A 25122-nucleotide genomic window follows, 5' to 3' on the forward strand; every position below is an offset into this window, starting at 1 on the left:
CCTAAAATAAAAAAACTGGTGATCAACTGGATAATAAATTGACATATTCCTGCAATTTACATTGTCTTTTTCCTCAGCGCAAATGCTGATGGATTAATCTTGCGGACAAGGTGGCACTTCCAGACCACGGCGGGCATAAAAGTCATGGACAAATTCGTCAAATGTGCCGTTGTCTAATGCATCACGCATGGCTTCAGTCAAACGCAGGTAATAGCGCAGATTATGAATCGTACCGAGCATTGAGCCGAGCATTTCCCCACATTTCTCAAGATGGAATAAATAGGCACGGGTAAAATTCTGGCAGGTATAACAGTCGCAATGCGGATCAAGTGGACTCTGGTCATGACGATATTTGCTGTTACGGATCCGCACCAAGCCGTCTGTCACAAAATAGTGACCGTTACGTGCATTTCGGGTTGGCATCACGCAGTCAAACATATCGACACCGCGACGCACCGCTTCCACAATGTCTTCTGGCTTACCGACGCCCATTAAATAACGCGGTTTATCTGCCGGCATTTTTTCTGGAAGATAATCCAGTACCTTGATCATTTCCTCTTTTGGCTCGCCCACGGACAGACCGCCAATCGCATAACCATCAAAGTCGATTTCTAGCAGGCCTTTTAAAGACTCATCACGTAAATCTTCATACATGCCGCCCTGAATAATACCGAATAAAGCATTCCGGTTTTTCAGTACGTCATGATGCTGGGTTTTACAGCGTTTCGCCCAGCGCAAAGACAGCTGCAACGATTTTTGCGCTTCTTCATGTGTAGCCGGATAGGGCGTGCATTCATCAAAAATCATCACAATGTCAGAGTTCAGCGTGTGCTGAATTTCCATTGAAATTTCAGGAGATAAAAATACTTTTGAACCGTCGATTGGTGAACGGAAGGTTACGCCTTCTTCTTTGATTTTACGCATTGCGCCCAGACTGAAAACCTGGAAGCCGCCTGAATCGGTCAGAATAGGATTGTTCCACTTCATGAATTCATGCAGGCCGCCATGTTCACGAATCACATCAAGGCCTGGACGTAAATACAAATGGAAAGTGTTGCCCAGAATGACCTGAGACTTGATCTCTTTGACATCACGCGGCAACATGCCTTTGACCGTACCATAAGTACCGACAGGCATGAACATTGGGGTTTCTACCACACCATGTTCAAGCGTCAAACGACCACGACGGGCACGACCGGATTGCGCTAACTTTTCAAACTTCATAGGAGTTCCACATCAAGGCGAAAAAACAGTTCGCTGATTGTTCAATGTAAAGGGCGCTATTTTCCTTGATTCTTATGCTAAACGCCAGCATTGTAGAGCATTCGCTCTGTAATTTTATTTATCGATTAATAAATGAAAGATCAGGTGAAATGCGTAAGTTCGCAGAAAGCTGCGATAAAGAGCACATAATCTCTTCCCGGATCGAGGGTGCTGCTCATTCAGTGAAAGTTCGGACGGTAATCAAAATTCTGGGTTACACTTTGATCGCGGAAAGGGCGTACCACTTTTTTTCTGAGCAGCATATTGTTAATGATGTTGTGCGGAAAAATCTGGATCTGGTTATTAAACAGCTCGACATTACGATTATAAATGGTAATCGCAGCACCGACATTTTCATTCTGTTCTTCAATTTCAGCCATCATTTTTAGATAAATATCATTGGCTTTGAGCTCCGGATAATTTTCAATCACCACATTCAGGCTATGCATCAGCTGTTTATTCAGGCTTTCAATGCGCTGTAACTGTCCAATGTCAGCATCCTTGATATTCAGGTTCATGATGTTTTGACGCAGCTCGGTAACTTTTTCTAGCGTGCCTTTTTCGAAACTCGAGTATTGTTCAACCAGTGGTTGCAGCCCGTCCAGAATTTTCAGTTTTTGCCGTTCATAACTGGCGACATCTGACCAGGCCCGAATCGTGGCGTTATGATGACGGACAATACTGTTGCGGATCATGATAATGGCAACAATCACCAGAATCGGGATAATGACAAAAACAACAAATCCCATAAAAGCAGTCCCCAGAAAAATAATTATTTTAAAAACTGAACCAAGTCAGTTTGTAGTTTTTCCAATTCTACTAATTTAAACGTTCTCAGGTGTCCACGCAATGCAGAAATATCTTGGATATTTTGCTTGCGTTCAGGCGCATTAAAAATGTCATGTGGTCCTAAATAGCACAGCACACGTTGTTGGGGATGAAAAATAAGATCGCCTTCACGATATTGGAAAAATTGACTTAATCGGAGCACAAAACCCGGGCTAAGCTGTTTTGCCATTTGCATGGGATCTGTGCCATAAAATTTTAAACGCTGATTGGTGCGTATATCACTGCTATGCCAAGGATGGCGATAAGGTGAGGGGAATGGACGTCTTGATGTGCTAATGGCAAGCCCTTGCACAGAGACATCAAAGACAAATGCACCCCACAAATTTTTATGTTGTTCAATAAGTTTGACGGTATTGCCATTTTTGTCGATGGTTTTAATTTCATCTACATAGTGGTATTCAAACAACAAGACTTGGTGTTCTTGTTCATTTTCATCTAACCATGTGGTACTGGCATAACGTGAGATATCATTGCGTAATGAGCCGCGTTCAAAAACAGGAAAAAGGCGTTTTAAATTGCCAATAAATTGCCGAGGATTAAGTGGCATTGAAATATGTTGTGGCTGTTGTTGAAAGTGGAGATGATATTTATGTGTCAGCACACGTTCTTCTAAATAATCAATTACATCATTGATGTAGTGCTCTTGCTCATAAATCAGATAGGCCCAAAACAACATGCCAAAACCCAAGGCAAAATTGCATTGCAGCCAGAAATTGTGCGGTGCAATGATAAGGCTGAATACTTGCATCAAACCAAAGAGTGCCAAGAACCACGGTAGGGTGTTTTCAAATTTTAGAGAAATTGAACCTTGCCATGGATGCAAGCCATTAAGAATGTCCTGATGGCTTTTGGCATCACTCGATAAGTGCCACAGCCGATCGATATTTTTAAACACCACTGCATTTTTCTTGCGGCGAATATGAATGGACTGCTTTACAGACTCGATCGGCATGGGCAATAGCTCTCAGTTATTTCACCTGATCAATCAGCATGGCATCGCCATAACTGAAGAAGCGATACTTGCTGTCTACCGCATGCTTGTAAGCATCCAGAATATTGTCACGGTTAGATAAGGCAGATACCAGCATTAACAGGGTTGATTCTGGGAGATGGAAGTTGGTAATCAAACGATCGACGACTTTGAACTGATAACCCGGATAGATGAAAATCTGGGTATCACCGGTCCAGCCTTTGAGTTCACCGCCATTGGCCTGAGCTGCACTTTCAGTTGCGCGTGTGGCTGTGGTACCTACCGCAATCACTTTATTGCCACGCGCTTTGGTGGCTTTAATCAACTCCATAGATGCATCAGACACTTGGCACCATTCGCTGTGCATGATGTGATTTTCAATATCGCTGGTGCGCACCGGTAAGAATGTACCTGCGCCAACATGCAAGGTTACGAAAGTTTTTTGAATGCCTTTTTCTTCCAGCTTTTTCAATAAATCTTCGTCAAAGTGCAATGATGCGGTCGGGGCGGCAACGCTGGCAATTTTAGTCGGGTCGTTAAAGACAGTTTGATAGCGTTCTGTATCAATCGCCTCTGCTTCACGGTTAAAGTAAGGTGGAATAGGCAGGGCGCCGTATTGATCCAGTACATCTAGAATCGGTTGAGAAAATTCAACAGTAAACAGGTTTTCATGACGACCTTGTATGGTTACTTTCACTGCATCGGGTCCGATAAACAGTTCTGCACCTGCTTTAGGTGAGTTGCTGGCTTTGATATGACAGTGTGCAATGAACTGATCCATCATACGTTCAACAAGAACTTCGACTGCACCCCCTGAGGCACGTTTACCTTTGAGGCGGGCTTTCATCACTTTAGTATCGTTCAGGACCAATAAGTCGCCTTCATTCAGTAAATCGAGAATGTCAGTAAACTGATGGTCATGATATTGACCTTGGGCATCGAGGTGAAGCAGACGGGAGGCACTACGGGTTTCCAGTGGATAACGAGCAATCAGCTCATCGGGGAGATCAAAATTAAAATCAGAAAGTTGCATGATGATTTACGCTAAAAAAACTGCGGCTAGTATAAACTTTTTTCTTTTTTATGGCGGGAATTGCTCGATTTTAAAACGAAAAAATGCCATTTGTTTTAAAATTAAACAAATGTAAATATTCTGCGTTGACAGTGCTGAGAAATCGCGTATTATACCTTTCATCCACTCCCGAGGTGGTGAAATTGGTAGACGCGGCGGACTCAAAATCCGCTGTCAGAGATGACGTGTCGGTTCGAGTCCGACCCTCGGGACCAAAATTCTAAAAAACCCCAAGCATATTCAGTCTTGGGGTTTTTTATTGCCTGAAATTTATAAAAATTAAAATGATGCATCATTTCAACTGTACCTTTTAAATTGTTTGTGTTTTGGAATATCCGATTACTTTGGCAAATAAGTACCTGCATAAATCCCTAGGTGAAAAACTCAAGATATAAAAAAACCGGCCCCAAGGACCGGTTTTTTAAATCATCTTTAAGCTTTCATGCGATTACGCAGCAAAAGACTCAAGGATTGAGTTTAATGTAGCGCTTGGACGCATTACTGCACCCACTTTCGCTGGATCTACTGCGTAGTAACCACCGATGTCTACAGATTTACCTTGAACTTCGTTCAGCTCAGCAATAATCTTCGCTTCGTTGTCAGCAAGTGCTTGAGCAATCGGCGCAAATTTCGCTTTAAGTTCAGCATCTTCGTCTTGAGCAGCCAGTGCTTCAGCCCAGAATTTAGCAAGGTAGAAATGGCTGCCACGGTTGTCTAGTTCACCAGTACGGCGTGAAGGAGACTTGTCGTTGTCAAGAAGTTGACCTGTTGCCTGGTCAAGTGTCTTCGCAAGAAGTTTCGCACGTGCGTTGTCTTCTTTGATGCCAAGCTCTTCAAGAGATACAGCAAGAGCCAAGAATTCACCTAAAGAATCCCAGCGTAAGTGGTTTTCTTCTACAAGCTGTTGTACGTGTTTAGGCGCAGAACCGCCTGCACCTGTTTCGTACATGCCGCCACCAGCCATCAAAGGCACGATAGAAAGCATTTTCGCAGAAGTACCAAGTTCCATGATTGGGAACAAGTCAGTCAGGTAGTCACGTAGAATGTTACCAGTTACTGAAATAGTATCCAGGCCACGCGCAACACGCTCAAGTGTATAACGCATCGCACGTACTTGAGACATGATCTGGATGTCCAGACCGTCTGTATCGTGATCTTTCAAGTAAGTTTGAACTTTCTTGATCAATTCGTTTTCGTGTGGACGGTACGGGTCTAACCAGAAGATTGCTGGCATGCCAGAGTTACGTGCACGCGTTACAGCAAGTTTTACCCAGTCGCGGATTGGTGCGTCTTTCACCTGACACATACGCCAGATGTCGCCTTGCTCCACGTTTTGAGACATCAACACTTCGCCAGTTTCAAGGTCAGTGATGTTTGCAACACCCGCTGCTGGAATTTCGAAAGTTTTGTCGTGTGAACCGTATTCTTCAGCTTTTTGAGCCATCAAACCAACGTTAGGCACAGTACCCATTGTACGTGGGTCGAAATTGCCGTTCCACTTACAGAAGTTGATCATTTCCTGGTAAATACGCGCGAATGTAGATTCAGGCATTACCGCTTTACAGTCATAAGGCTTGCCATCGGCACCCCACATTTTACCGCCAGTACGGATCATTGCAGGCATAGATGCATCTACAATAACGTCGTTTGGAGAATGGAAGTTGGTGATGCCTTTTGCTGAGTCAACCATCGCAAGAGCAGGACGGTGTTCTTGACACGCATGTAAATCTTCGATGATTTCTTCACGTAAAGAAGTCGGAAGCGTTTCGATTTTTTCGTAAAGACCCGCCATACCGTTGTTCACGTTAATGCCGAGTTCGTCGAATAATTTCGCATGCTTTTCAAAAGCGTCTTTGTAGTAAATCTTCACACAGTGACCGAATACGATCGGGTGTGAAACTTTCATCATGGTCGCTTTCACGTGTAAAGAGAACAAGATGCCAGCTTCTTTACAATCTTCTAATTCTTTTTCATAGAAGTCGCAAAGTGCTTTTTTGCTCATGAACATTGAGTCGATGATTTCGCCGTCTAGAAGCGCAACTTTTGGCTTAAGAACGATGGTTTCACCAGAGGTAGTGATCAATTCCATTTTCACATTGCGTGCACGGTCTAAAGTCATTGACTTTTCACCATGGTAGAAGTCGCCTTCTTGCATGTGAGAAACGTGAGTTTGTGACCAAGGCTTCCATTCACCCATAGAATGTGGGTGTTTTTTCGCGTAGTTTTTAACTGCAGCTGGTGCACGACGGTCAGAGTTACCTTCACGTAGAACAGGGTTAACTGCTGAACCTAAACATTTGCTGTAACGTACTTTAAGTGCCTGTTCTTCTTCAGTTGCCGGATTCTCAGGATAGTCAGGAATCGCATAGCCTTTCGATTGAAGTTCTTTGATACAAGCAGTCAGCTGCGCAACTGACGCACTGATATTCGGGAGTTTGATAATGTTCGTGTCTGGATCTTGTGTAAGACGACCTAGTTCTGCGAGGTTGTCAGTTACCTTTTGCTCATCGCTGAGATAGTCAGAGAATTCTGCGAGCACACGTGCAGCTACAGAGATGTCAGTTTTAACAATCTCTACACCAGCAGGCTTAGTAAAGGTCTCAATGATCGGCAGCAGTGAGTAAGTCGCCAGTAGTGGCGCCTCATCAGTCAGTGTGTAAATGATTTGTGACTTTCCACCAGCCATATATAGCCCCTTGCGTTGGATTGAGTTTCTGAGGCCCGAACTTTTGGCTCAGCCTCGTTGAACCGATTTGCTTAAATAAAAACATTGAGAGTATCGTCCTTCAGCGCTTTTCAGTCAACGAAATATGCTTTCATATTGAAATTCGGGCGAAAATTCGTACAGATTTGTGCAGTTTAGCCGTGTTTGTGTTTTGTACAAAAAATAATCCTTCTGCGGCTGCAAATCCCGATGTAAATGCTTGGAAATGAGCCACTAGCGAAATGTATCCCCTGAAAAAGACTTTTCTAGCCTGAGAGTGAATTGAGAAGGAATAAAGCTGATCTTGTATAGATAACGATTCCGGAACCTGTTTTGCATAAATTCATACCTCAGTCTGTCAATCTAGCTCTGGAAGATGACGCCATAATTACAAAATGGCTTTGCGCTATACTGGTCGACATACATCCATTCATTTTGAAAGATCGACGCGAATAAGGAAATACTATGCCCAGCCTGTTTATTGTGATGCTTGGTGGCCGTCATGCCCGTGCCAATACAGAAGTTCATGATGTGGTTCTGGCTGTAGGAGAGAGTCTGGAAGATACCTATCCGCAATTGAAAAATGCTTGGTTTGCGGAGCAGAAAGGTCTGCATATTGATGCTTGGGCAAAAATTAACGGGCTGGAGTTCGAGGGTAAATCCTATGCGTTGCAATTCACTGATGCTGCTCCGAATCCGGCCGATGAAAAACTTTGGCTGATTAATCTGGGTGGTTATGATTCACGCGAGTTTGGCGAGCTGCATCGTTATGTGCTGGTGGTTGCACAGAATGCCATGGTGGCTAAACAGCGCGGTAAAGCCTACTTCGCCCGGCACTGGCAAAAACAGCATACCGACCGTGTACTGGATGTAGATGACTGTCTTGCAATTGATCAGGTCTATGGCCGCTATGTCCAACTGGTAGAAGGCAGCTTTAGTGACAATCACTGGGAAAATACCTATCTCACCATTTAAAGTTGTCTATAAAAGAGAAAGTTTCTTCCGGCTGAAGGATTCGATAAGCGGTTTAAAAAATAACTTTATCAAAATTTAATAATTGGCATAATACTGTCAAGGAAAAAACAGTTTTGACTGAGATGGAATGTCTTAAATGGATTTAATTCAGGCAAATGGACAACCGCGTTATGGACGTTTCAAGGAGCTTCCAAAAAGTATTGACTATCAGGCATATCAATACAAAAATCCTTATGGTCATGTGCTGTCAGGCTGGCGTAAGCATTTAAAATATAAGAAATTCAAATTCTGTAGTATTCAGCACGAACATTATACCATTGGACTGGCGATCGCCGATATTGCATGGGCAGGGCATGGCTTTGTTTATGTCTATAACCATATGACCAATGAAGTGCTGGAATGGAATGCGATTAATTTCCTGTCCCGTAACACTGTGCTGGATGAACAGCCGCTGTTTAATCATAGTTATTTTCACAAGTCACCTTTTCAGATCGATATTCAGCATGCCAACGGCGTGCGTTATATCAATGTCAGCAAATATGGTGAAATTAAACTCAGTGCCCGAATTTTCTGTGCTGGAACCGATCCACTGAGTATGTGCAGTCCGACTGGCATCAATGGCTGGACCTATACCCAGAAACTGACCACTTTGGGCTGTGAAGGCTTTTTCATTAACAAGCAGGGACAAACCATCCAGTTTAATGAACGCAGCTTTGCCTCATTAGATGATACGTGTGGCTTTTTACGCCCGGAAACCGCCTGGTTCTGGCTGTCCTGTAATTTCTGGGATGTGAACCATAACCGGATTGGGCTTAATCTGGCTTCGGGCGTGAATGAAAGTTTTGGCAACGAGAACTGTCTGTGGGTCAATGGAAAAATTTATCCACTGGCCGATGTGCTGTTCCAGCAGGAATCGGAAAACCAATGGACGATTCAGTCGCTGGATGAAAGATTGAATCTGATGGTCAGCACAGGCTGGCGCCGTTATGAAAATCTAAACCTGCGTCTGGTCGGGAGCCAGTTTAGTCAGTGGCAAGCCAAGGTTTCCGGAACGATTCAGCAAGATGATCAGGAAATTATTTTACTAAATGAATATGCCTTGCTTGAACAGCATTATGCCAAGTGGTAAATGTACAGGCATAAGACATAAAAAAAGCCTTCAATTTTGAAGGCTTTTTGATTTGAACTTAATCTTTGGCAGCCTGCCAGAAGGCTTCACCGGCCTGAATAGGATCATTGGTTTCGGCTAGAGTTTTTACCCAGACATCATATTGGGCAATTACCGGATGCTGGGAAGGGTGGAAATCTTTTTTAAACCAGTCCCGATATTGTGTACCCATACGGGTCAATTTCCCGTTACGGCCAAAAAACCAGGGCAGTCCTTTTAAGTTCATTTGTAAACGTTGTAATGGCGTGAATCCATCATGTTTAAGCATGATATTGGCGCGGTATATGGTAAAGCTGAACATGAGCAGGGTAGTAATCACCAAGCTATATTTTCGCAGAAGCTCTGGAGTTTTTGCTACATCTTTCATCACATCAAAAGCCACATCACGATGTTCCATTTCTTCAATGGCATGCCATGCAAACATGGCACGAACAAAAGGATGGGCATCTCTTAACGTATCTTTCTGTCCAAAAAAAGTCTCGGCCATTAGCGCAGTCAGATGCTCTGCGGCAGCAGTTACCGCGATATTGTATTCAGGTGAGCGGTTTTTCAAGTCGTAATTCATCATGTAATTCAGGCGCTGAATGAACTGATCTACGGGCATGCCTTGCTCGCGCATCAGCTGATTCATTTTTTCATGGGTCATGCCATGCTGCGCTTCCTGACGAATAAAATCTGCAACACGCTGCTGCAGTTCCGGGTCTGTGATCTGATCGCGGAACAGGCGTACACTCTGAATAAAATAGCGCTCACCATCAGGAAAGGTCAGGCTCAGGGCATCGAACATGCGGGTCAGAAAGGGATCGCCGCCCAACCAGTAGCGTGGAATTTCATCCAGTTTAAAATCAAGCTGGGTCCGTACTACGGGCTTTATCAAAGATTTTAATACTGCATTCATCTTGTACGTTCTTTTTTATGATGATGCGAACAGTATGTCGGGGAATCCTGTAATTGTTTTGACATAGCTTGCCAATTTTTATACATTTTATGCCAAATGAAAATAAAACTGCTCAGACTAAAGCAGGCAGCGAGAAGTGCGCATGCAAGAAATTAAAATATCCAATGGTTATATTCAACTCTGGGCGACCTATCTGCGCGGTCTGCAAATTGAGCCTTTGGAAGCTGACTTTCTGCAAGAACTACATGAAGTGCTTGTCCCCCTGATTGATCAGCCTTTTGCCACACAAGTGCCTCTAGAATTATTGAATCAGCTTCTTTTAACAACCCGGCAGTATTTAAACTGTCCGCAGCTGATTTTCGAGATTGTACAAGTCATTCGCCCAGAACATTTTGGTGTGCTCGGTTATATGGCTTCGCGGAGCAGCAGCGTTGCGGAAATGATTTGCCATATCATGCGTTTTCAACGACTGGTGGTTGATGGCGGTGAGTTTGTACCTTTGCAGTTGAAGCAGCATGAATGCAGTATTGAATTATACTGGGCCTATCTGGACGAAAAATATAATCTGCTAAATGAACTGACCATGGCCGCGATGGTGCAGTTGGGACGTGTCATTTTACAGGATCATCAACTGTTAGTCCGTTGTGTACGCTTTGTCCATGCGCCCGATAGGGGACAAATGCATTATCAAAAGTTTTTCGCCAGCGAGGTGAAATTTTCCCAAGCCTACTACGGCATAGAACTGGATTTACAAGGACTGGCACATCGGTCTGAGCAGGCAGATCCTATGCTGTTACAGTTGCTGGTGCATCAGGCAGAACAGGCCATTGCAGCCAAGCCACTAGTTGAGAATCATCTGGAACAGGCCCAGCAAATGATTGCCGAACAGCTCCGTACCCGGCATCAGGCCATTAAAGTTGAACAGCTTGCCCGGCAGTTGCTGATGTCGACACGGAGTTTGCAACGCTTATTCAGCACACATGGCACCTCATTTAAAAAACTGCTGGAACAGCAGCGGATTAAACGTTGCGAGCTGCTGTTGCAACAGGGAATGGGGTTGAGCGAGATCGCTGAGCAGCTGGATTATTCTGACCAGTCGGCATTGGCACGGGCCTACAAGGCAGCCACCGGACAGACATTGTTAGAGCGCAAAAGGCAGTTACACCAACAGCGCAGCTAAAAAAAGCGACCCAAACAGGTCGCTTTTTTATTTGAAGAAAATGGTGAGGTTAAGCGCTGGCTTTGATCTTGGGGAATCTAAATGCAATCGCCGCAATCGCAAAAATGGCCAGAATCCAGCAATAGTACACACCACCAATCAGTTCAACCGGTGAGATTTTTGCAATAGAACAGGCCAGTAGTAACTGTGCGCCATAGGGAATCAACCCTTGCACCACACAGGAGAAAATATCCATCAGTGCCGCAGAACGCTTGGGATCTACACCGTATTCTTTGGCAACTTCACGTGCCATATCTCCAGACAGAATAATCGCCACGGTATTATTGGCCACAAAAATATTCGAAAATACTACCAAGAAGCTGATCCCGATTTCGCCAGCACGTTGCTGACCGACTTTAAACAGACGGGTCAGGCTATAAATACGCTCGATCAGCCAGCGTAAACCGCCTTCACGTTGCATGATCGCCGACAGGCCACCCAGGAACATGGACAATAATGCCACTTCAAACATGCCGACAAAGCCATCATAAATTGAAGTATTCAGTTTGAGCAGATCAAATTCAGCTGTGGCAAACAGGCCAAACAAGCCGGAAAGTAGTACCCCAATGGTCAGCACAGCCAGAACGTGTAAACGGCTAAAGGCTAAAATAAATACGGCGATATAAGGTAAGACCAGAAGCCAGTTGAAGTCCTTGTATTCCACTGCATTGCTACTACCGCTACTCAACACGTAAATCAAAATAGTCACGATTGAGGCAGGAACCGCAATCCAGACATTGACTCTGAATTTGTCACGCAGTTGTACGCCCTGACTGGTCGTTGCAGCAATGGTGGTATCCGAGATCATTGAAAGATTGTCACCGAACATGGCACCACCAACGACCGCACCAACCGCATAAACTACATTGATCTCGGTGACCTCGGCAAATCCAAAAGCGATCGGCGCACAGGCTGCAATGGTGCCCATGGAGGTACCCATAGCCGTGGCAATAAAGGCCGAGATCACAAACAGCATCGGCAGAATAAATGTGGGTGGAATCACCGACAAGCCCATCTGCACAGTGGCATCCACACTGCCAATGGCACTACTGACGCTGGCAAAGGCACCGGCCAGCATAAACACCATAAACATCAGGATTAAGTTCGGATGACTGGCACCTCTGATGAATTCCTCAATGCCTTGGTTAAGTTTACCGCGATACACTAATGCAGCCAAGATAATCGCAGGCAGGGCAGCCACAGGCGCTTTCACCTGATAGAACGCGAACTCGGTTCCGATCAGGGAATGATAGATTCCGCTACCCAAAAATATGGTTAAAAATACAATAAGCGGCAGCAGTGCAATGGCGCGTGCCTGCACTGTCGCCTCAGAATCAGTCTGCATAGGAGATAAAAAAGTAAGAGAATAGGACTAGTATAAAGCAGGTTTTGCAATTTCAGAAAACTTTATATGAATGCGCTAACATCTGCATTTTTATTAATTTTTATATGATAAAAATAAGTTTATCTAAATATTCAAGATTTTAGGTAATAGCAAAATTAGGCATCTTTGATCATTGTGAAAAAAATCAAAATAATCGTAAATAGACCCTTCCGAATTGTTTTGAAATCTTCGCACAGGAAATGAAGTACTCGAGGTCGGTATCGCAGACTGTTCATTGGACAAAAAATAGCGTTACAATGCGATGTCTTGTATTTCTACATAGTCAATGCCTCAAGTTTGAAACACGTTAAGGAAAATATCACCCTATGTCACGTTTAGCCGCCCGATTTGCACAACTTAAATCTCAACAGCGTAAAGCTTTAGTTTCTTATGTAATGGCTGGTGATCCGCATCCAGAAATTACGGTGCCTTTGTTGCATGAGATGGTGGATGCGGGTGTCGACGTGATTGAGCTGGGACTTCCTTTCTCAGACCCGATGGCAGATGGACCGGTGATTGCGCTAGCTGCTGAACGTGCTCTGGCTGGTGGGACCAATACACTGGATGCACTGCATATGGTGAAAGAATTTCGCTTGAAAGACCGCGAAACACCAGTGGTGCTGATGGGTTATCTGAATCCGGTTGAAGTAATTGGCTATGAAAAGTTTGTGGCTTATGCCTATGAATGTGGAGTAGACGGCGTACTGCTGGTGGACTTACCGCCAGAAGAAGCAAAAAGTCTGGGTGAAGTACTGGAAAAATATGACATGGATCAGATTTTCCTGCTGGCACCAACTTCAACCGATGCACGTATTCAACATGTAGCAAAACAGGCCAGCGGCTTTATTTACTATGTGTCACTGAAAGGCGTGACTGGTGCAGCAACTTTAGATGTTTCTGAAGCTGCTGCACGCATTCAAAAGATTAAAGCTGTGACTGATGTTCCTGTAGGCGTAGGTTTCGGTATCAGTGATGCTGCATCTGCGAAAGCGATGGGTGTTGCTGCCGATGCAGTTATTGTGGGTAGTGCGTTTGTAAAGCAGTTTGCAACGCTCGCACCAGAACAAGCCGTTATTGCAACGGTGAATAAAGTCAAGGAGCTTCGAGCAGCGCTCGATGAGTTAGTATGAGTCAACAACTGAAATCAGGCAAAATTCTGAGCCCATCGACCCCATGGACGGAGCGCACTGTTCCGGGCATTCAGGTACCCGATGAGCAAACGGCATATAAAGCGACATTTACCGAGCCTACGATTGAGTGCCCTGAATGTCATGCATTGGTGACCCGTACTGCCATGTCATTCAATGCCTATGTCTGTCCGCAATGTGATGAACATTTGCGTATGAAAGCCCGTGAGCGTCTGAACTGGTTCTTTGACCAGGTACAAACAGAGCTGGGTCAGGAATTTGTAGCCAAAGATCCACTGAAATTTGTCGATAGCAAAGCCTATCCAGACCGTATGGCTGAAGCGCAAAAGAAAACCGGTGAAACTGAAGCACTGGTCGTGATTCAAGGTTTGCTGAAAGGCGTACCGATGATTGCCTGTGCGTTTGAATTCGACTTCATGGGCGGTTCGATGGGTACAGTAGTGGGTGACCGCTTTGTTCAGGCGGCAGAACGTGCGATTGAAACCCGTCAGCCCCTGATCTGTTTTGCTGCTTCTGGTGGTGCACGTATGCAGGAAGGCATGTTGTCCCTGATGCAAATGGCGCGTACTTCGGCTGCAATCCAGCGTTTAAAAGAAGCAGGTCTGCCTTATGTGGTCGTACTGACTCATCCGGTATACGGTGGTGTAACTGCTTCATTGGCAATGCTGGGTGATGTACATCTTGCCGAACCGAAAGCGATGATTGGCTTTGCCGGTAAACGTGTAATCGAACAGACCGTACGTGAAAAACTGGAAGAGCCGTTCCAGCGCGCGGAATATTTGCTTGATCATGGGGTAATCGATCAGATTGTTCACCGTCATGCATTACGTGATACAGTTTATCGTATCGTTACGAAGTTGATGAATTTGCATTGAACACAGCACCATTAGCAACAGATTCTTTAAACACATGGCTCGATTATTGGAGCCATGTTCACGTTACGGGTATTGATTTAGGTCTGGAGCGCGTTATTCCGGTGGCTGAAAAGCTGGGCGTGACATCTCCAGAGGCCAAAGTGCTGACAGTGGCAGGAACCAATGGGAAGGGTTCAACCACTACCACACTGGCCGCGATTCTGAATGCACAAGGCTTCAAGGTCGGGTTGTATCAATCTCCGCATGTGTATCGCTTTAATGAACGCGTTAAATTACGCGGCATTGAGGTGGAAGATCAGTTGCTGATTGATGCTTTTGTTCAGGTCGATCAAGCTCGTCGCGAATGCGGTTTGAGCCTATCTTTCTTTGAAGCCACCACACTGGCCGCTTTTGTGATTTTTAAAGATCAAGGCTGTGATGTCTGGGTGCTGGAAGTTGGCTTAGGCGGCCGTCTGGATGTGGTCAATGTGGTCAATCCGGATGTTGCGGTGATTACCAATATTGGTCTGGATCATACTGACTGGCTTGGTGACACCATCGAGAAAATTGCTTTTGAAAAGGCCGGAATTATTCGCCCGGATATTCCCGTGGTGTTTGGTGGACAACAACAGATCCCGCAAGCCATTCTGGATAAAGCTCACGAATGTAATGCTCCCTTGTATGCCATCAACCGGGATTATTTTTATGAAGCGTTTGAAGATGGCCAAAGCTGGGCTTTTGCTTCATCGGGTACCACCTTAAAACTCCCAACAGGATCGCTGGCGCTGGATAATATTTCTACCGCCGTGGCCGCCATTCTGCTGAGCGGATTAAATGTCAGCCAGCAGGCAATTGCGCAAGGCATTCAAACGGCAAAATTGCCGGGACGGTTTGAAATCCGTCAAATCCAGAATAAAACCGTGATTTTTGATGCCGGACATAACCCGCATGGGGTCGAATTTCTGCTGAAACAGTTGCGAGATTATTTAAATTACAATCAAAAATATAATGAAGTTATTTGCGTATTTTCAATGCTGGCAGATAAAGATATAAATTCTGTCGCCAAGTTATTGAAAGACACAGTTCAATTGTGGAAAATTGCACCATTATCCGTTCCGCGTGCGGCAGAGGTCACAGTTTTGGCTGATGCTTTAAGCGGTGAGGCGGTAGAACAATTTGACAATGTAAAATTAGCTTTTAAATCAGCACTGGATCAAACAGATAATAATCAGCTGATTTTGGTATGTGGATCATTTCATACCTTAGAAGCGGTATGGGAGTATTTGGAAGAATGTCAATGAATAACAAACAGCGCTGGATGGGCGGTGTTGTTTTACTCGGTGGTGGTGTTTTATTGGCAGCATTACTCCTGAAAGGCCAAGATGAAATCAATCATGACCGTCAGCAAAATCCGGCCCAGGCTGCGGAAGTCGAAAATAAAGAATCAGGCAATCATTCACTCGGTTCTTTGACGGTCGATGTGGAAACAGAAAAACGCTTACTTGAACAGCAACGCCGTGATCGCGAAAAAGCAGTTGCAGAACAGGAGGCGCGTGCGGCCGAGTTTTTAGCGATGCAACAGCAGGCTGAGGCAGATGCTGCGCGTAAAGCTGCAGAAGAATATGCTGCACTGAATGCACACCGTATGGGACAGCAAAGTTCCGATAATATTCCGCCAGAACTGGTGGAAGACGAACAGGCCAAGCAGAAACGTCTGGCTGAAGAAAAAGCACTACAAGAAAAAAAGTTAGCCCAGCAGCAGCTGGACCAACAAAAAGCCAATAGTTCTACTGATGCAGCCAAGAAAGAAGCAGAGCGTAAAGCGGCTGAAAGTAAAGCTGTAGAAGAAAAACGCAAATTAGAGCAGCAGCAAAAAGCCGAAGCAGAACGTAAGGCGGCTGAAGCAAAACGTAAAGCCGAGGAAGAGCGTAAAGCGACTGAAAAGAAAGAAGCTGAACGTAAAGCCGCCGAGGAAAAACGTAAAGCCGACGAAAAGCGTAAAGCTGAAGAAGCCAAGAAGAAAGCAGAAGCTGAACAGGCACGTAAACTTCTGGAAGGAGAAGAGGACAAGCAATGGATGGTGCAGGTGGCACTGGCTGCGAATGAAGCCAATGCAGATGCGGTGGCAGCCAAGCTGCGTGCCAAAGGCTATAAGGTCACCAAAAGTCCTACTTCTAAAGGTATACGTATCATGGTTGGACCCTCTAAAGACCGTGATACTGCAGACGCACTCCGCAAGAAAATCACGTCTGATGCCAGCCTGAATATGAAATCAGCTTGGGTCAATGACTGGGTGCCACTAGATAAGCGTTAATTATTTTGGTTAGTCGAAATTTCTGTAGATGGATTTGCGAGCTGTTCGCGAATCCATTTTACATTTTCAGGCGTGAATAACTTTTCGATATTCCGCCAAATTGTATGAAAGCCATAACCGCCATGTTTCATTTCCTGTAGCGCCTGCTCAGCCGGCCAATGTTCAAAAATAATCCGGTACATGGCGACACTGGCACCGGTACGGTCTGAACCGTGATAACAATGCAGTAAAACTTTTTGGTTGTTTTGTTGTGCTTGCTGGATCAGTAGCATAACTTCCAATAAATCTTCTCGATCAATTGCCCAGGTATGTATGGGTACATGATGCAGCTGAAAGTTTTCATTGCTCAAAACAAAGCTGTCTTTATCCCGCGAACGTAAATTAATAACCACATCGATATGATGTTGCTTTAAATAGGGAACGAGTTCGGATGAAGGCTGTTCACTACGATAGACAAAATTACTGATTTGATGAAAATTATAATCCTGATGAATTGCCTTTCCCCAATGCTGAGGACGTTCATGCGCAGGCAGGGCGGGCGTGGTCACACAACCTGTGGTCAGGAGGTAGCCACTTATCATGATTGGAAATATACAGATTTTCATACAAACCCTGATTGTTGTTTTTGTCCTTTAAAGTTTAAAGTGAATACGAGATTTTGAATATAAAAAAGCCTATCCGAAGACAGGCTTTATAGTGATAGTTCTCTTGTTTTTTATGATAGCGCTTTTAATTTTGCTCAGGCTGCGGCGTAAGCCTTAAATAAGGCGTTACCGCGGTATAACCTTTAGGGAAGCGTTGCTTGATCTCGTCCTCATCTTTTAATGAAGGAACGATCACGACATCCTCACCCTGCTGCCAGTTTGCTGGCGTGGCTACTTTATGTTTATCAGTGAGTTGCAGGGAGTCTATGACACGCAAGATTTCATGGAAATTACGTCCTGTCGATGCAGGATAAGTAATAATCAAACGGACTTTTTTGTTGGGGTCGATGACTACTAAAGAACGAACCGTTAGAGTTTCGCTGGCATTCGGATGGATAAAGTCATACAGCTCGGAGACTTTACGATCCTGATCGGCAATAATCGGGAAATTGACCGTGGTATTCTGGGTTTCATTGATGTCTTTAATCCAGCCATGGTGTGATTCAACATCATCGACCGACAGGGCAATCGCTTTCACGCCCCGTTTTGCGAACTCGTCTTTCAGTTTTGCAGTATAGCCAAGTTCAGTGGTACATACTGGTGTATAGTCGGCAGGGTGTGAAAATAAAATACCCCAGCTATCGCCCAGAAAATCATAAAAATTAATCAGGCCTTCACTGGATTGCTGTTCAAAATTCGGTGCGGTATCGCCTAGACGTAAACTCATCTTTTTGCCTCAATTGGTTTTTTAATGGAGAGATAAGATTTAATATGAACCAATATTTATATAATTAAAAATAGTGTTTTTATCTTTCTTTATGAATAAACTGCATAAGCAAGATATCCATCTATCCAGAAGTGCAAAAATCAGTCAATTAATTGACTATGTTGCACAGGGAAAATTTGCTACATTACTTTGCCTTAGATCTTAGGGCTAGAACTAAGGATCAGATTTTTTTAGCGGTTTTACAGCAAAACCCTTGTAGTTCAAATTTCTAGCACCATAATAACGACTAAGAACATATTCATTTGACAAGCAAGATTTAGAGAGTCTATTCATGTTGGCAAGTCTGATCGGAGGAATCTTCGGTACCAAAAATGAGCGCGAACTCAAACGCATGCGTAAAATCGTAGACAAGATTAATGCGCTCGAGCCGACGATATCATCCCTGAGCGATGCAGACTTATCTGCAAAAACTGAAGAATTCAAACAACGATATAATAAGGGTGAAACCCTTGATAAATTACTTCCTGAAGCATTTGCAGTCTGTCGTGAAGCCGCTAAGCGAGTGATGGGCATGCGTCATTATGACGTGCAGCTGATTGGCGGTATTACCTTGCATGAAGGCAAAATCGCAGAGATGCGTACCGGTGAGGGTAAAACCCTGATGGGTACTTTGGCCTGCTATCTGAATGCCATCAGTGGCCAAGGTGTGCATGTCATTACCGTGAACGATTATCTGGCACAGCGTGATGCCGAGTTAAACCGTCCATTATTTGAATTTTTGGGTTTAAGCATCGGTATCATTTATTCCATGCAAAATCCGATGGAAAAGGCTGAAGCTTATCGTGCTGATATTACTTACGGTACCAATAACGAATTCGGTTTTGACTATCTGCGTGACAATATGGTGTTCTCGCTGGCCGAGAAAAAGCAGCGTGGTCTGATCTATGCCATTATCGATGAGGTCGATTCGATCCTGATTGATGAAGCACGTACCCCGCTGATTATTTCTGGTCAAAGTGAAGACTCTTCGCAGCTTTATGCAGCCATTAATAATATTCCACCAAAGTTAAAACCACAGAAAGAAGAAAAAGTGCCGGACGGTGGCCACTTCTGGATTGATGAAAAACAGCGTTCAGTTGAAATTACTGAAGTGGGCTTTGAAACCATTGAAAGTGAACTGATTGAAATGGGCCTGCTGGCTGAAGGTGAGAGCCTGTATTCAGCGGCGAACCTGAACCTGTTGCATCATGTCACTGCAGCGATTCGCGCCCATTATCTTTATCAACGCAATGTGCAATACATCATTAACGATGGTGAAGTGATTATTGTCGATGAAAATACCGGTCGTACCATGCCGGGACGTCGTTGGTCTGAAGGTTTACATCAAGCTGTAGAAGCCAAAGAAGGTCTGGAAATCCAGCCGGAAAACCAGACTCTGGCAACCACAACCTTCCAGAACTATTTCCGTCTGTATAAAAAACTGTCCGGGATGACCGGTACTGCTGATACTGAAGCAGCGGAAATGAAAGAAATTTATGGTCTGGATGTGGTGCTGATTCCGACGCACCGTCCAATGATCCGGGATGACCAGAACGATTTGATTTATCTAAATCGTGAAGGAAAATATAACGCCATTATTCAAGAAATTCAGCGTGTGCATGAAGCAGGTGTTGCGCCAATTCTGATTGGTACAGCCACCATTGAAGCGTCTGAAATCCTTTCGGACAAGCTAAAAGCAGCTGGCATTGAACATGAAGTGCTAAATGCCAAGCAGCATGAGCGTGAAGCCGATATTATTGCCCAAGCGGGTGCACCACGTGCTGTAACCATTGCTACCAACATGGCCGGTCGTGGTACCGACATTTTGCTCGGTGGTAACTGGAAAGCATTACTGGCGAAAATTGAAAACCCAACTCCTGAAGATGAAGCGCGTCTGAAAGCAGAATGGGAGGTCAATCATCAGGCAGTGCTGGATTCGGGCGGTTTGCATATTATCGGTTCCGAACGTCATGAATCACGCCGTATCGATAACCAGTTGCGTGGCCGTGCCGGCCGTCAGGGTGACCCTGGTGTATCGCGCTTCTACCTGTCACTGGAAGACGACCTGATGCGTATCTTTGCCGGTGATCGCGTAGTCGGTATGATGCGTGCCATGGGCTTACAGGAAGATGAAGCCATTGAGCACAAGATGGTATCTCGGTCGATTGAAAATGCCCAGCGTAAAGTGGAAGCACGTAACTTTGACATTCGTAAGAACCTGTTGAAATACGATGACGTCAATAACGAACAGCGTAAGATTATTTATAGCCAACGTGATGACATCCTGGCGGAAAGCTCATTGCAGGATTATATTGAAGAAATGATCCGTGAAGTGATGCAGGGTGTGATCGCCAATTATATTCCACCTGAATCGATTCATGACCAGTGGGATATTGAAGGTCTGGAACTGGCATTGCGTGAAGACCTGTCAATAGATATTCCTGTCGGCCAATGGCTGGAACAGGACCGTCGTCTGGATGAAGAGGCTTTGGTCGAGCGTATTACAGATGAAGTGCTGAATCGCTACCGTTCACGTCGTGAGCAAATGGGTGAAGAATCTGCAGCGTCGCTTGAACGTCACTTTATGCTGAATTCTCTGGACCGTCACTGGAAAGAACATCTGGCGGCTATGGACTACTTGCGTCAGGGGATTCATTTACGTGGTTATGCACAGAAGAATCCAGAGCAGGAATACAAAAAAGAAGCTTATAACCTGTTTGTGAACATGCTCGGTACGATTAAGTCCGATGTAGTGACAGATCTGTCGCGTATCCACGTACCGACCCCTGAAGAACTGGCCGAAATGGAAGCACAGCAACAGGCACAGGCTGAGGCAATGCGTTTGCAGCTATCTCATCAGGAATTTGACGGCTTGCTTGCAGGTGAACATGAGATGGATACCGAACAGAATGCTCAGGCGAATCCTGTAGCGCCAGTCTTTGAAGCGCCGGCAAGTCGTAATGCACCTTGCCCGTGTGGTTCAGGCCTGAAATACAAACAGTGTCATGGCAAGATCTAAACTGGATTAGAAATCAGAGCCACATGGCTCTGATTTTTTTATGTATGAAGATTTTTCAGAAATTGAATACTGTTTGCAGTCTTAGGAATTAAATGCTATTTAATGGCTGATTCAACACCTCAAAGTGGAAGAACCTGAATGAAAAAAGTATTAAAAACGCTCATGATTGCTGCTTTGGCAATGCCTGTATTAAGTTTTGCACAGACTCCATCTACCACAACACTGGATAAAGTTGAGCAAGCGGTGGGTACGACCACTGCCCAAGTGCAACGCACGGATACACAAGTGACGGTAGTCAGTCCACGTACGGGGATTAGTTATACCTTTGCCAATCAGAATCGTCCGATTGTATTGCAGACTGCTGCAATTGCAGCGGCCAATGCAGCAAATGCAGACCGGATTGTTGCCACAAATCCGGCCCTTTCAAGCGTAAGTCAGCAACAGGCCAAACAGGCTTTATTGAATCAAGCTGGACAAATGGCACAAAACTAAAAACATCTCATTAAAAAATATGAAAACCAGTCTTGATGACTGGTTTTTTATTGTGAAAATCTATAATAAATCTTAGGCAGGCTCTGGCTTTGGCTCGATTTTTTATTGCAGATCAACTAAGCTGTATTTTTCTGAAACTTCAAGATTGGATTTTAAAATGGCAGTTGGTGACGTATCTATGCCACAGATGCATGTGGTGAAAGGGGTTAAAATTGGTTCGGCTGAAGCCTATGTACGCTATCAGAACCGACGTGACCTGGTGATATTTGAACTGGCTGCCGGCTCCAATGTTGCAGGGGTATTTACCCAGAATGCCTTCTGCGCAGCCCCGGTGCATGTGTCAAAAGCACATTTAAAGATAGGCAATCCACGGTATCTCGTCATTAATACCGGTAATGCCAATGCGGGTACTGGCCCGACAGGTATGGTAAATGCAGAAGCGACCTGTGCCAAACTGGCCGAGCTGGCCGGAGTAAAACCTGAAGAAGTATTACCGTTTTCAACAGGTGTGATTGGCGAGCAGTTGCCAATGGAACGTTTGCTCAGTGGATTGCAGCCAGCCCTGGATTCATTGCGTGATGATGCCTGGATGGATGCAGCGACAGGAATTATGACCACGGATACCACACCGAAAGGTGCATCCGAACAGTTCGAACTGGATGGTATTACTTATACCATGACAGGTATTTCCAAGGGTGCCGGCATGATTCGTCCAAATATGGCGACCATGCTGGGCTATGTGGCCACAGATGCGCCGATCAGCCGTGAACTGGTACAGCAGCTTTTGTCTGAGACAGTAAACCAGTCATTTAACCGTATTACGATTGACGGCGATACTTCAACCAATGACTCCTGTATCTTGATCGCTACAGGTCAGGCGGGTGGTGTCGAAATTACTTCGATTGAAGATTCGCGTTATGCAGCGGTGCGAGAGATACTGATGCGCATCATGAAACGCCTTGCACAACTGATCGTGCGTGATGGTGAAGGTGCAACCAAATTTATTACCGTCACAGTCGAGGGGGGTGCCAATACCCAGGAATGCTGTGATGTAGCCTATAGCATAGCCCATTCACCCTTGGTTAAAACCGCGATCTTTGCTTCTGATCCAAACTGGGGGCGTATTCTGGCTGCGATTGGTTATGCCAGTGTAGTAAATTTAGACGTTGCAAAAATTCAGGTTTGGTTAGATGATGTACAAATCTGCAAAGATGGTGGTGCAGCAGCAGATTATACCGAAGCGGCAGGTGCACGTGTCATGGCACAAGCTGAAATGACGATTCGTGTTGATCTTGGACGGGGTGAAGCAAAAGATACGGTCTATACCTGTGACTTATCTTATGATTATGTAAAAATCAATGCAGATTATCGTTCATAATCCAGATTGTTTTGAAAGCCTCCATTGCGGGGCTTTTTTTATACTTAATGATTTTTAATGACTGGTCAAAAATAGCATATCGCCAGAGATGACCGGGATGTAGGGTGAAAGGTTCATTGAATAATGAATCATGAGGGTAGAGTAAGAGTTGTTATGAATGATGCGACCAAATTAATAGCGAATGAAGCTAAATCGATTGTGCAGGCGCATTTAGATCGTTTAGGAGATCCCAAAGAGCATCAGATCAGTGCACAAGCCAAACAGGAAAAATTTGCCCAGATTCAGACCGAGCTGGAAAAACAGAATGCAGTTTTAGTCGCGCATTATTATTGTGATCCTGAAGTGCAGGAGCTAGCCGAACTTACAGGTGGTTGTGTTTCTGATTCACTAGAAATGGCACGTTTTGGTCGCGATCACCCAGCATCGACGCTTGTGGTAGCAGGTGTGAAATTTATGGGTGAAACTTCAAAAATCCTTTCACCTGAAAAAACGGTACTCATGCCTACCCTGGAAGCCACCTGTTCACTAGATCTGGGCTGTCCGGTAGATGAGTTTAGCAAGTTCTGTGATGCTTATCCCGATCATACTGTAGTGGTCTATGCCAATACTTCTGCTGCAGTGAAAGCACGTGCCGATTGGGTGGTCACCTCAAGTTGTGCAGTGGAAATTATTGAGCATCTGGACAGTCTGGGTGAAAAAATTATATGGGCACCAGATCAGCACTTGGGTCGTTATATTCAGAACAAAACCGGAGCTGATATGCTGCTTTGGGACGGTGCTTGTATCGTACATGAAGAATTCCGCTCACGCGGTATTACCAGTATGAAAGCTTTATATCCAGATGCGGCAGTTTTGGTGCATCCGGAATCACCCATGTCCGTGGTAGAAATTGCAGATGCAGTTGGGAGTACTTCGCAACTGATCAAGGCAGCCCAAACTTTACCGCACAAGCGATTAATTGTGGCAACAGATCGTGGCATCTTCTATAAAATGCAGCAAGCTGTCCCGGATAAGATCCTGATTGAGGCTCCAACCGCTGGAGAAGGAGCAACATGTCGTTCCTGTGCACATTGTCCTTGGATGGCAATGAACGAACTTGATGGAATTTTGCAGGTTTTGCAGCATCGTGATCAGGAGATTCATGTGGACCCAGCTTTAGCTCAGCGAGCCAAATTACCCCTAGATCGAATGTTGGATTTTAGTGCCAGCTTAAAACGCTAGAAATTTGTATAAAAAATGTCTGAAATGCTTGATAAATAAACGCTTGAAGTGTTTTTTCGATTTTTTTTAAATATAGGTGTTGACGTCTCAGGGCGTCACGCCTAGAATGCACACCGTACCGAACGAGATGTTCGATACAAAAGCTGAGATGAATCGGAGCATAGCACAGCCTGGTAGTGCACCTGGTTTGGGACCAGGGGGTCGTAGGTTCGAATCCTACTGCTCCGACCAATTCTTCAAGGCAAATGATGTTAGCATCAGTAAAGCGCTTGTAGCTCAGTTGGATAGAGCATCCGCCTTCTAAGCGGATGGTCACAGGTTCGAATCCTGTCAGGCGCGCCATTTGGTCGCTTGATATTGAGAACCAAATGTGATAATGGTGGATGTAGCTCAGTTGGTAGAGCCCTGGATTGTGATTCCAGTTGTCGCGGGTTCGAATCCCGTCATTCACCCCAACTTTTAAAGTTGAATTCGGAGCATAGCACAGCCTGGTAGTGCACCTGGTTTGGGACCAGGGGGTCGTAGGTTCGAATCCTACTGCTCCGACCATCTCCTTCAAGATGGTCGAGATAAAAGATACCGCATTAAGCGGTTTTTTTATGTCTGAAATTTATGTTTGGCTTAAAGTGAGTAAGGATAAGTATTTGGAGTTGAAAATAACTACTCAATTATCTGGTTATTAAAGTTATTAAAATAATATTTCTTCATTCTTCATTCTTCATTCTTCATTCTTCATTCTTCATTCTTCATTCTTCATTCTTCATTCTTCATTCTTCATTCTTCA

20 protein-coding genes and 5 tRNA genes are annotated in these 25122 nt (G+C 44.7%); 16 read left to right on the plus strand and 9 right to left on the minus strand.

The features are described 5' to 3' along the window. Nucleotides 1–93 precede the first annotated feature (93 nt). From tgt to queA, 4 genes are all read right to left on the minus strand, one after another. Nucleotides 94–1224, minus strand: a complete 1131-nt coding sequence (gene tgt / locus H9629_RS12555; protein ID WP_191731205.1) for a tRNA guanosine(34) transglycosylase Tgt — start codon at nt 1222–1224, stop codon at nt 94–96. A gap of 218 nt (nt 1225–1442) precedes the next feature. Further along, nucleotides 1443–2012 (minus strand): LemA family protein, encoded by a 570-nt coding sequence (locus H9629_RS12560; protein ID WP_144725074.1) that lies wholly within the window; start codon nt 2010–2012, stop codon nt 1443–1445. A 23-nt stretch (nt 2013–2035) separates the two neighbouring features. Then, nucleotides 2036–3064, minus strand: a complete 1029-nt coding sequence (locus H9629_RS12565) for a hypothetical protein (RefSeq protein ID WP_191731206.1) — start codon at nt 3062–3064, stop codon at nt 2036–2038. Nucleotides 3065–3080: 16 nt separating this feature from the next. Beyond that, nucleotides 3081–4115, minus strand: a complete 1035-nt coding sequence (gene queA, locus H9629_RS12570; RefSeq protein ID WP_191731207.1) for a tRNA preQ1(34) S-adenosylmethionine ribosyltransferase-isomerase QueA — start codon at nt 4113–4115, stop codon at nt 3081–3083. Between the two features lie 167 nt (nt 4116–4282). Here queA and H9629_RS12575 point away from each other — a divergent pair. Then, nucleotides 4283–4369, plus strand: a tRNA-Leu gene (locus tag H9629_RS12575). A gap of 233 nt (nt 4370–4602) precedes the next feature. Here H9629_RS12575 and H9629_RS12580 read toward each other — a convergent pair. After that, nucleotides 4603–6840: an NADP-dependent isocitrate dehydrogenase gene (locus tag H9629_RS12580; protein ID WP_064095198.1), complete on the minus strand. Its 2238-nt coding sequence runs from the start codon at nt 6838–6840 to the stop codon at nt 4603–4605. A 483-nt stretch (nt 6841–7323) separates the two neighbouring features. On the opposite strand from H9629_RS12580, the gene H9629_RS12585 reads away from it, so the two are divergent. Next, nucleotides 7324–7833: a DUF1543 domain-containing protein gene (locus tag H9629_RS12585; RefSeq protein WP_191731208.1), complete on the plus strand. Its 510-nt coding sequence runs from the start codon at nt 7324–7326 to the stop codon at nt 7831–7833. A 136-nt stretch (nt 7834–7969) separates the two neighbouring features. Next, nucleotides 7970–8962 carry a DUF2804 domain-containing protein gene (locus H9629_RS12590; RefSeq protein ID WP_064095196.1) on the plus strand — a complete coding sequence of 331 codons (993 nt, stop codon included), beginning with the start codon at nt 7970–7972 and terminating at the stop codon, nt 8960–8962. A 58-nt stretch (nt 8963–9020) separates the two neighbouring features. On the opposite strand, the gene H9629_RS12595 is transcribed toward H9629_RS12590, so the two are convergent. Further along, nucleotides 9021–9899: a metal-dependent hydrolase gene (locus H9629_RS12595; protein WP_064095195.1), complete on the minus strand. Its 879-nt coding sequence runs from the start codon at nt 9897–9899 to the stop codon at nt 9021–9023. A 142-nt stretch (nt 9900–10041) separates the two neighbouring features. On the opposite strand from H9629_RS12595, the gene H9629_RS12600 reads away from it, so the two are divergent. Beyond that, nucleotides 10042–11079, plus strand: a complete 1038-nt coding sequence (locus H9629_RS12600) for a helix-turn-helix transcriptional regulator (RefSeq protein ID WP_064095194.1) — start codon at nt 10042–10044, stop codon at nt 11077–11079. A gap of 49 nt (nt 11080–11128) precedes the next feature. On the opposite strand, the gene H9629_RS12605 is transcribed toward H9629_RS12600, so the two are convergent. After that, nucleotides 11129–12463: a Na+/H+ antiporter NhaC family protein gene (locus tag H9629_RS12605; protein WP_064095193.1), complete on the minus strand. Its 1335-nt coding sequence runs from the start codon at nt 12461–12463 to the stop codon at nt 11129–11131. A gap of 365 nt (nt 12464–12828) precedes the next feature. On the opposite strand from H9629_RS12605, the gene trpA reads away from it, so the two are divergent. Genes trpA through H9629_RS12625 form a run of 4 tightly spaced genes read left to right on the plus strand, consistent with a single transcriptional unit; the run spans nt 12829 to nt 16818 of the window. Next, nucleotides 12829–13632, plus strand: coding sequence for a tryptophan synthase subunit alpha (gene trpA / locus H9629_RS12610; RefSeq protein ID WP_064095192.1), 804 nt, complete (start codon nt 12829–12831; stop codon nt 13630–13632). After that, nucleotides 13629–14525, plus strand: coding sequence for an acetyl-CoA carboxylase, carboxyltransferase subunit beta (gene accD, locus H9629_RS12615; protein ID WP_064095191.1), 897 nt, complete (start codon nt 13629–13631; stop codon nt 14523–14525). Before trpA ends, accD begins: the two co-directional genes overlap by 4 nt. Continuing rightward, nucleotides 14522–15805, plus strand: coding sequence for a bifunctional tetrahydrofolate synthase/dihydrofolate synthase (gene folC, locus H9629_RS12620; RefSeq protein ID WP_064101894.1), 1284 nt, complete (start codon nt 14522–14524; stop codon nt 15803–15805). The genes accD and folC overlap by 4 nt, the downstream gene beginning before the upstream one ends. Next, nucleotides 15802–16818, plus strand: a complete 1017-nt coding sequence (locus H9629_RS12625) for an SPOR domain-containing protein (protein WP_064101895.1) — start codon at nt 15802–15804, stop codon at nt 16816–16818. Before folC ends, H9629_RS12625 begins: the two co-directional genes overlap by 4 nt. Here H9629_RS12625 and H9629_RS12630 read toward each other — a convergent pair. Next, nucleotides 16815–17423 carry a dual specificity protein phosphatase family protein gene (locus H9629_RS12630; RefSeq protein ID WP_064101896.1) on the minus strand — a complete coding sequence of 203 codons (609 nt, stop codon included), beginning with the start codon at nt 17421–17423 and terminating at the stop codon, nt 16815–16817. The two genes, H9629_RS12625 and H9629_RS12630, sit on opposite strands and share 4 nt — an antisense overlap. Before the next feature lie 124 nt (nt 17424–17547). Beyond that, complete coding sequence (locus tag H9629_RS12635) at nt 17548–18189, minus strand: peroxiredoxin (protein ID WP_064095187.1); 642 nt, start codon at nt 18187–18189, stop codon at nt 17548–17550. A gap of 331 nt (nt 18190–18520) precedes the next feature. Between H9629_RS12635 and secA the strand changes: the two genes are divergently transcribed. From secA to H9629_RS12675, 8 genes are all read left to right on the plus strand, one after another. Next, nucleotides 18521–21247 carry a preprotein translocase subunit SecA gene (gene secA / locus H9629_RS12640; RefSeq protein ID WP_064101897.1) on the plus strand — a complete coding sequence of 909 codons (2727 nt, stop codon included), beginning with the start codon at nt 18521–18523 and terminating at the stop codon, nt 21245–21247. A 138-nt stretch (nt 21248–21385) separates the two neighbouring features. After that, nucleotides 21386–21739 carry a hypothetical protein gene (locus H9629_RS12645; protein WP_064101898.1) on the plus strand — a complete coding sequence of 118 codons (354 nt, stop codon included), beginning with the start codon at nt 21386–21388 and terminating at the stop codon, nt 21737–21739. A gap of 157 nt (nt 21740–21896) precedes the next feature. Continuing rightward, nucleotides 21897–23117 (plus strand): bifunctional glutamate N-acetyltransferase/amino-acid acetyltransferase ArgJ, encoded by a 1221-nt coding sequence (argJ, locus tag H9629_RS12650; RefSeq protein WP_191731209.1) that lies wholly within the window; start codon nt 21897–21899, stop codon nt 23115–23117. Nucleotides 23118–23270: 153 nt separating this feature from the next. Next, complete coding sequence (gene nadA, locus H9629_RS12655) at nt 23271–24338, plus strand: quinolinate synthase NadA (protein ID WP_191731210.1); 1068 nt, start codon at nt 23271–23273, stop codon at nt 24336–24338. 154 nt (nt 24339–24492) lie between these two features. Then, nucleotides 24493–24569 (plus strand) — tRNA-Pro (locus tag H9629_RS12660). Nucleotides 24570–24603: 34 nt separating this feature from the next. Next, nucleotides 24604–24680, plus strand: a tRNA-Arg gene (locus H9629_RS12665). 37 nt (nt 24681–24717) lie between these two features. After that, nucleotides 24718–24793: transfer RNA gene (locus H9629_RS12670), tRNA-His, on the plus strand. Between the two features lie 17 nt (nt 24794–24810). Then, nucleotides 24811–24887: transfer RNA gene (locus H9629_RS12675), tRNA-Pro, on the plus strand. Nucleotides 24888–25122: the final 235 nt, after the last annotated feature.

It is taken from the genome of Acinetobacter pecorum (assembly GCF_014837015.1).
GTDB lineage: Bacteria > Pseudomonadota > Gammaproteobacteria > Pseudomonadales > Moraxellaceae > Acinetobacter > Acinetobacter pecorum.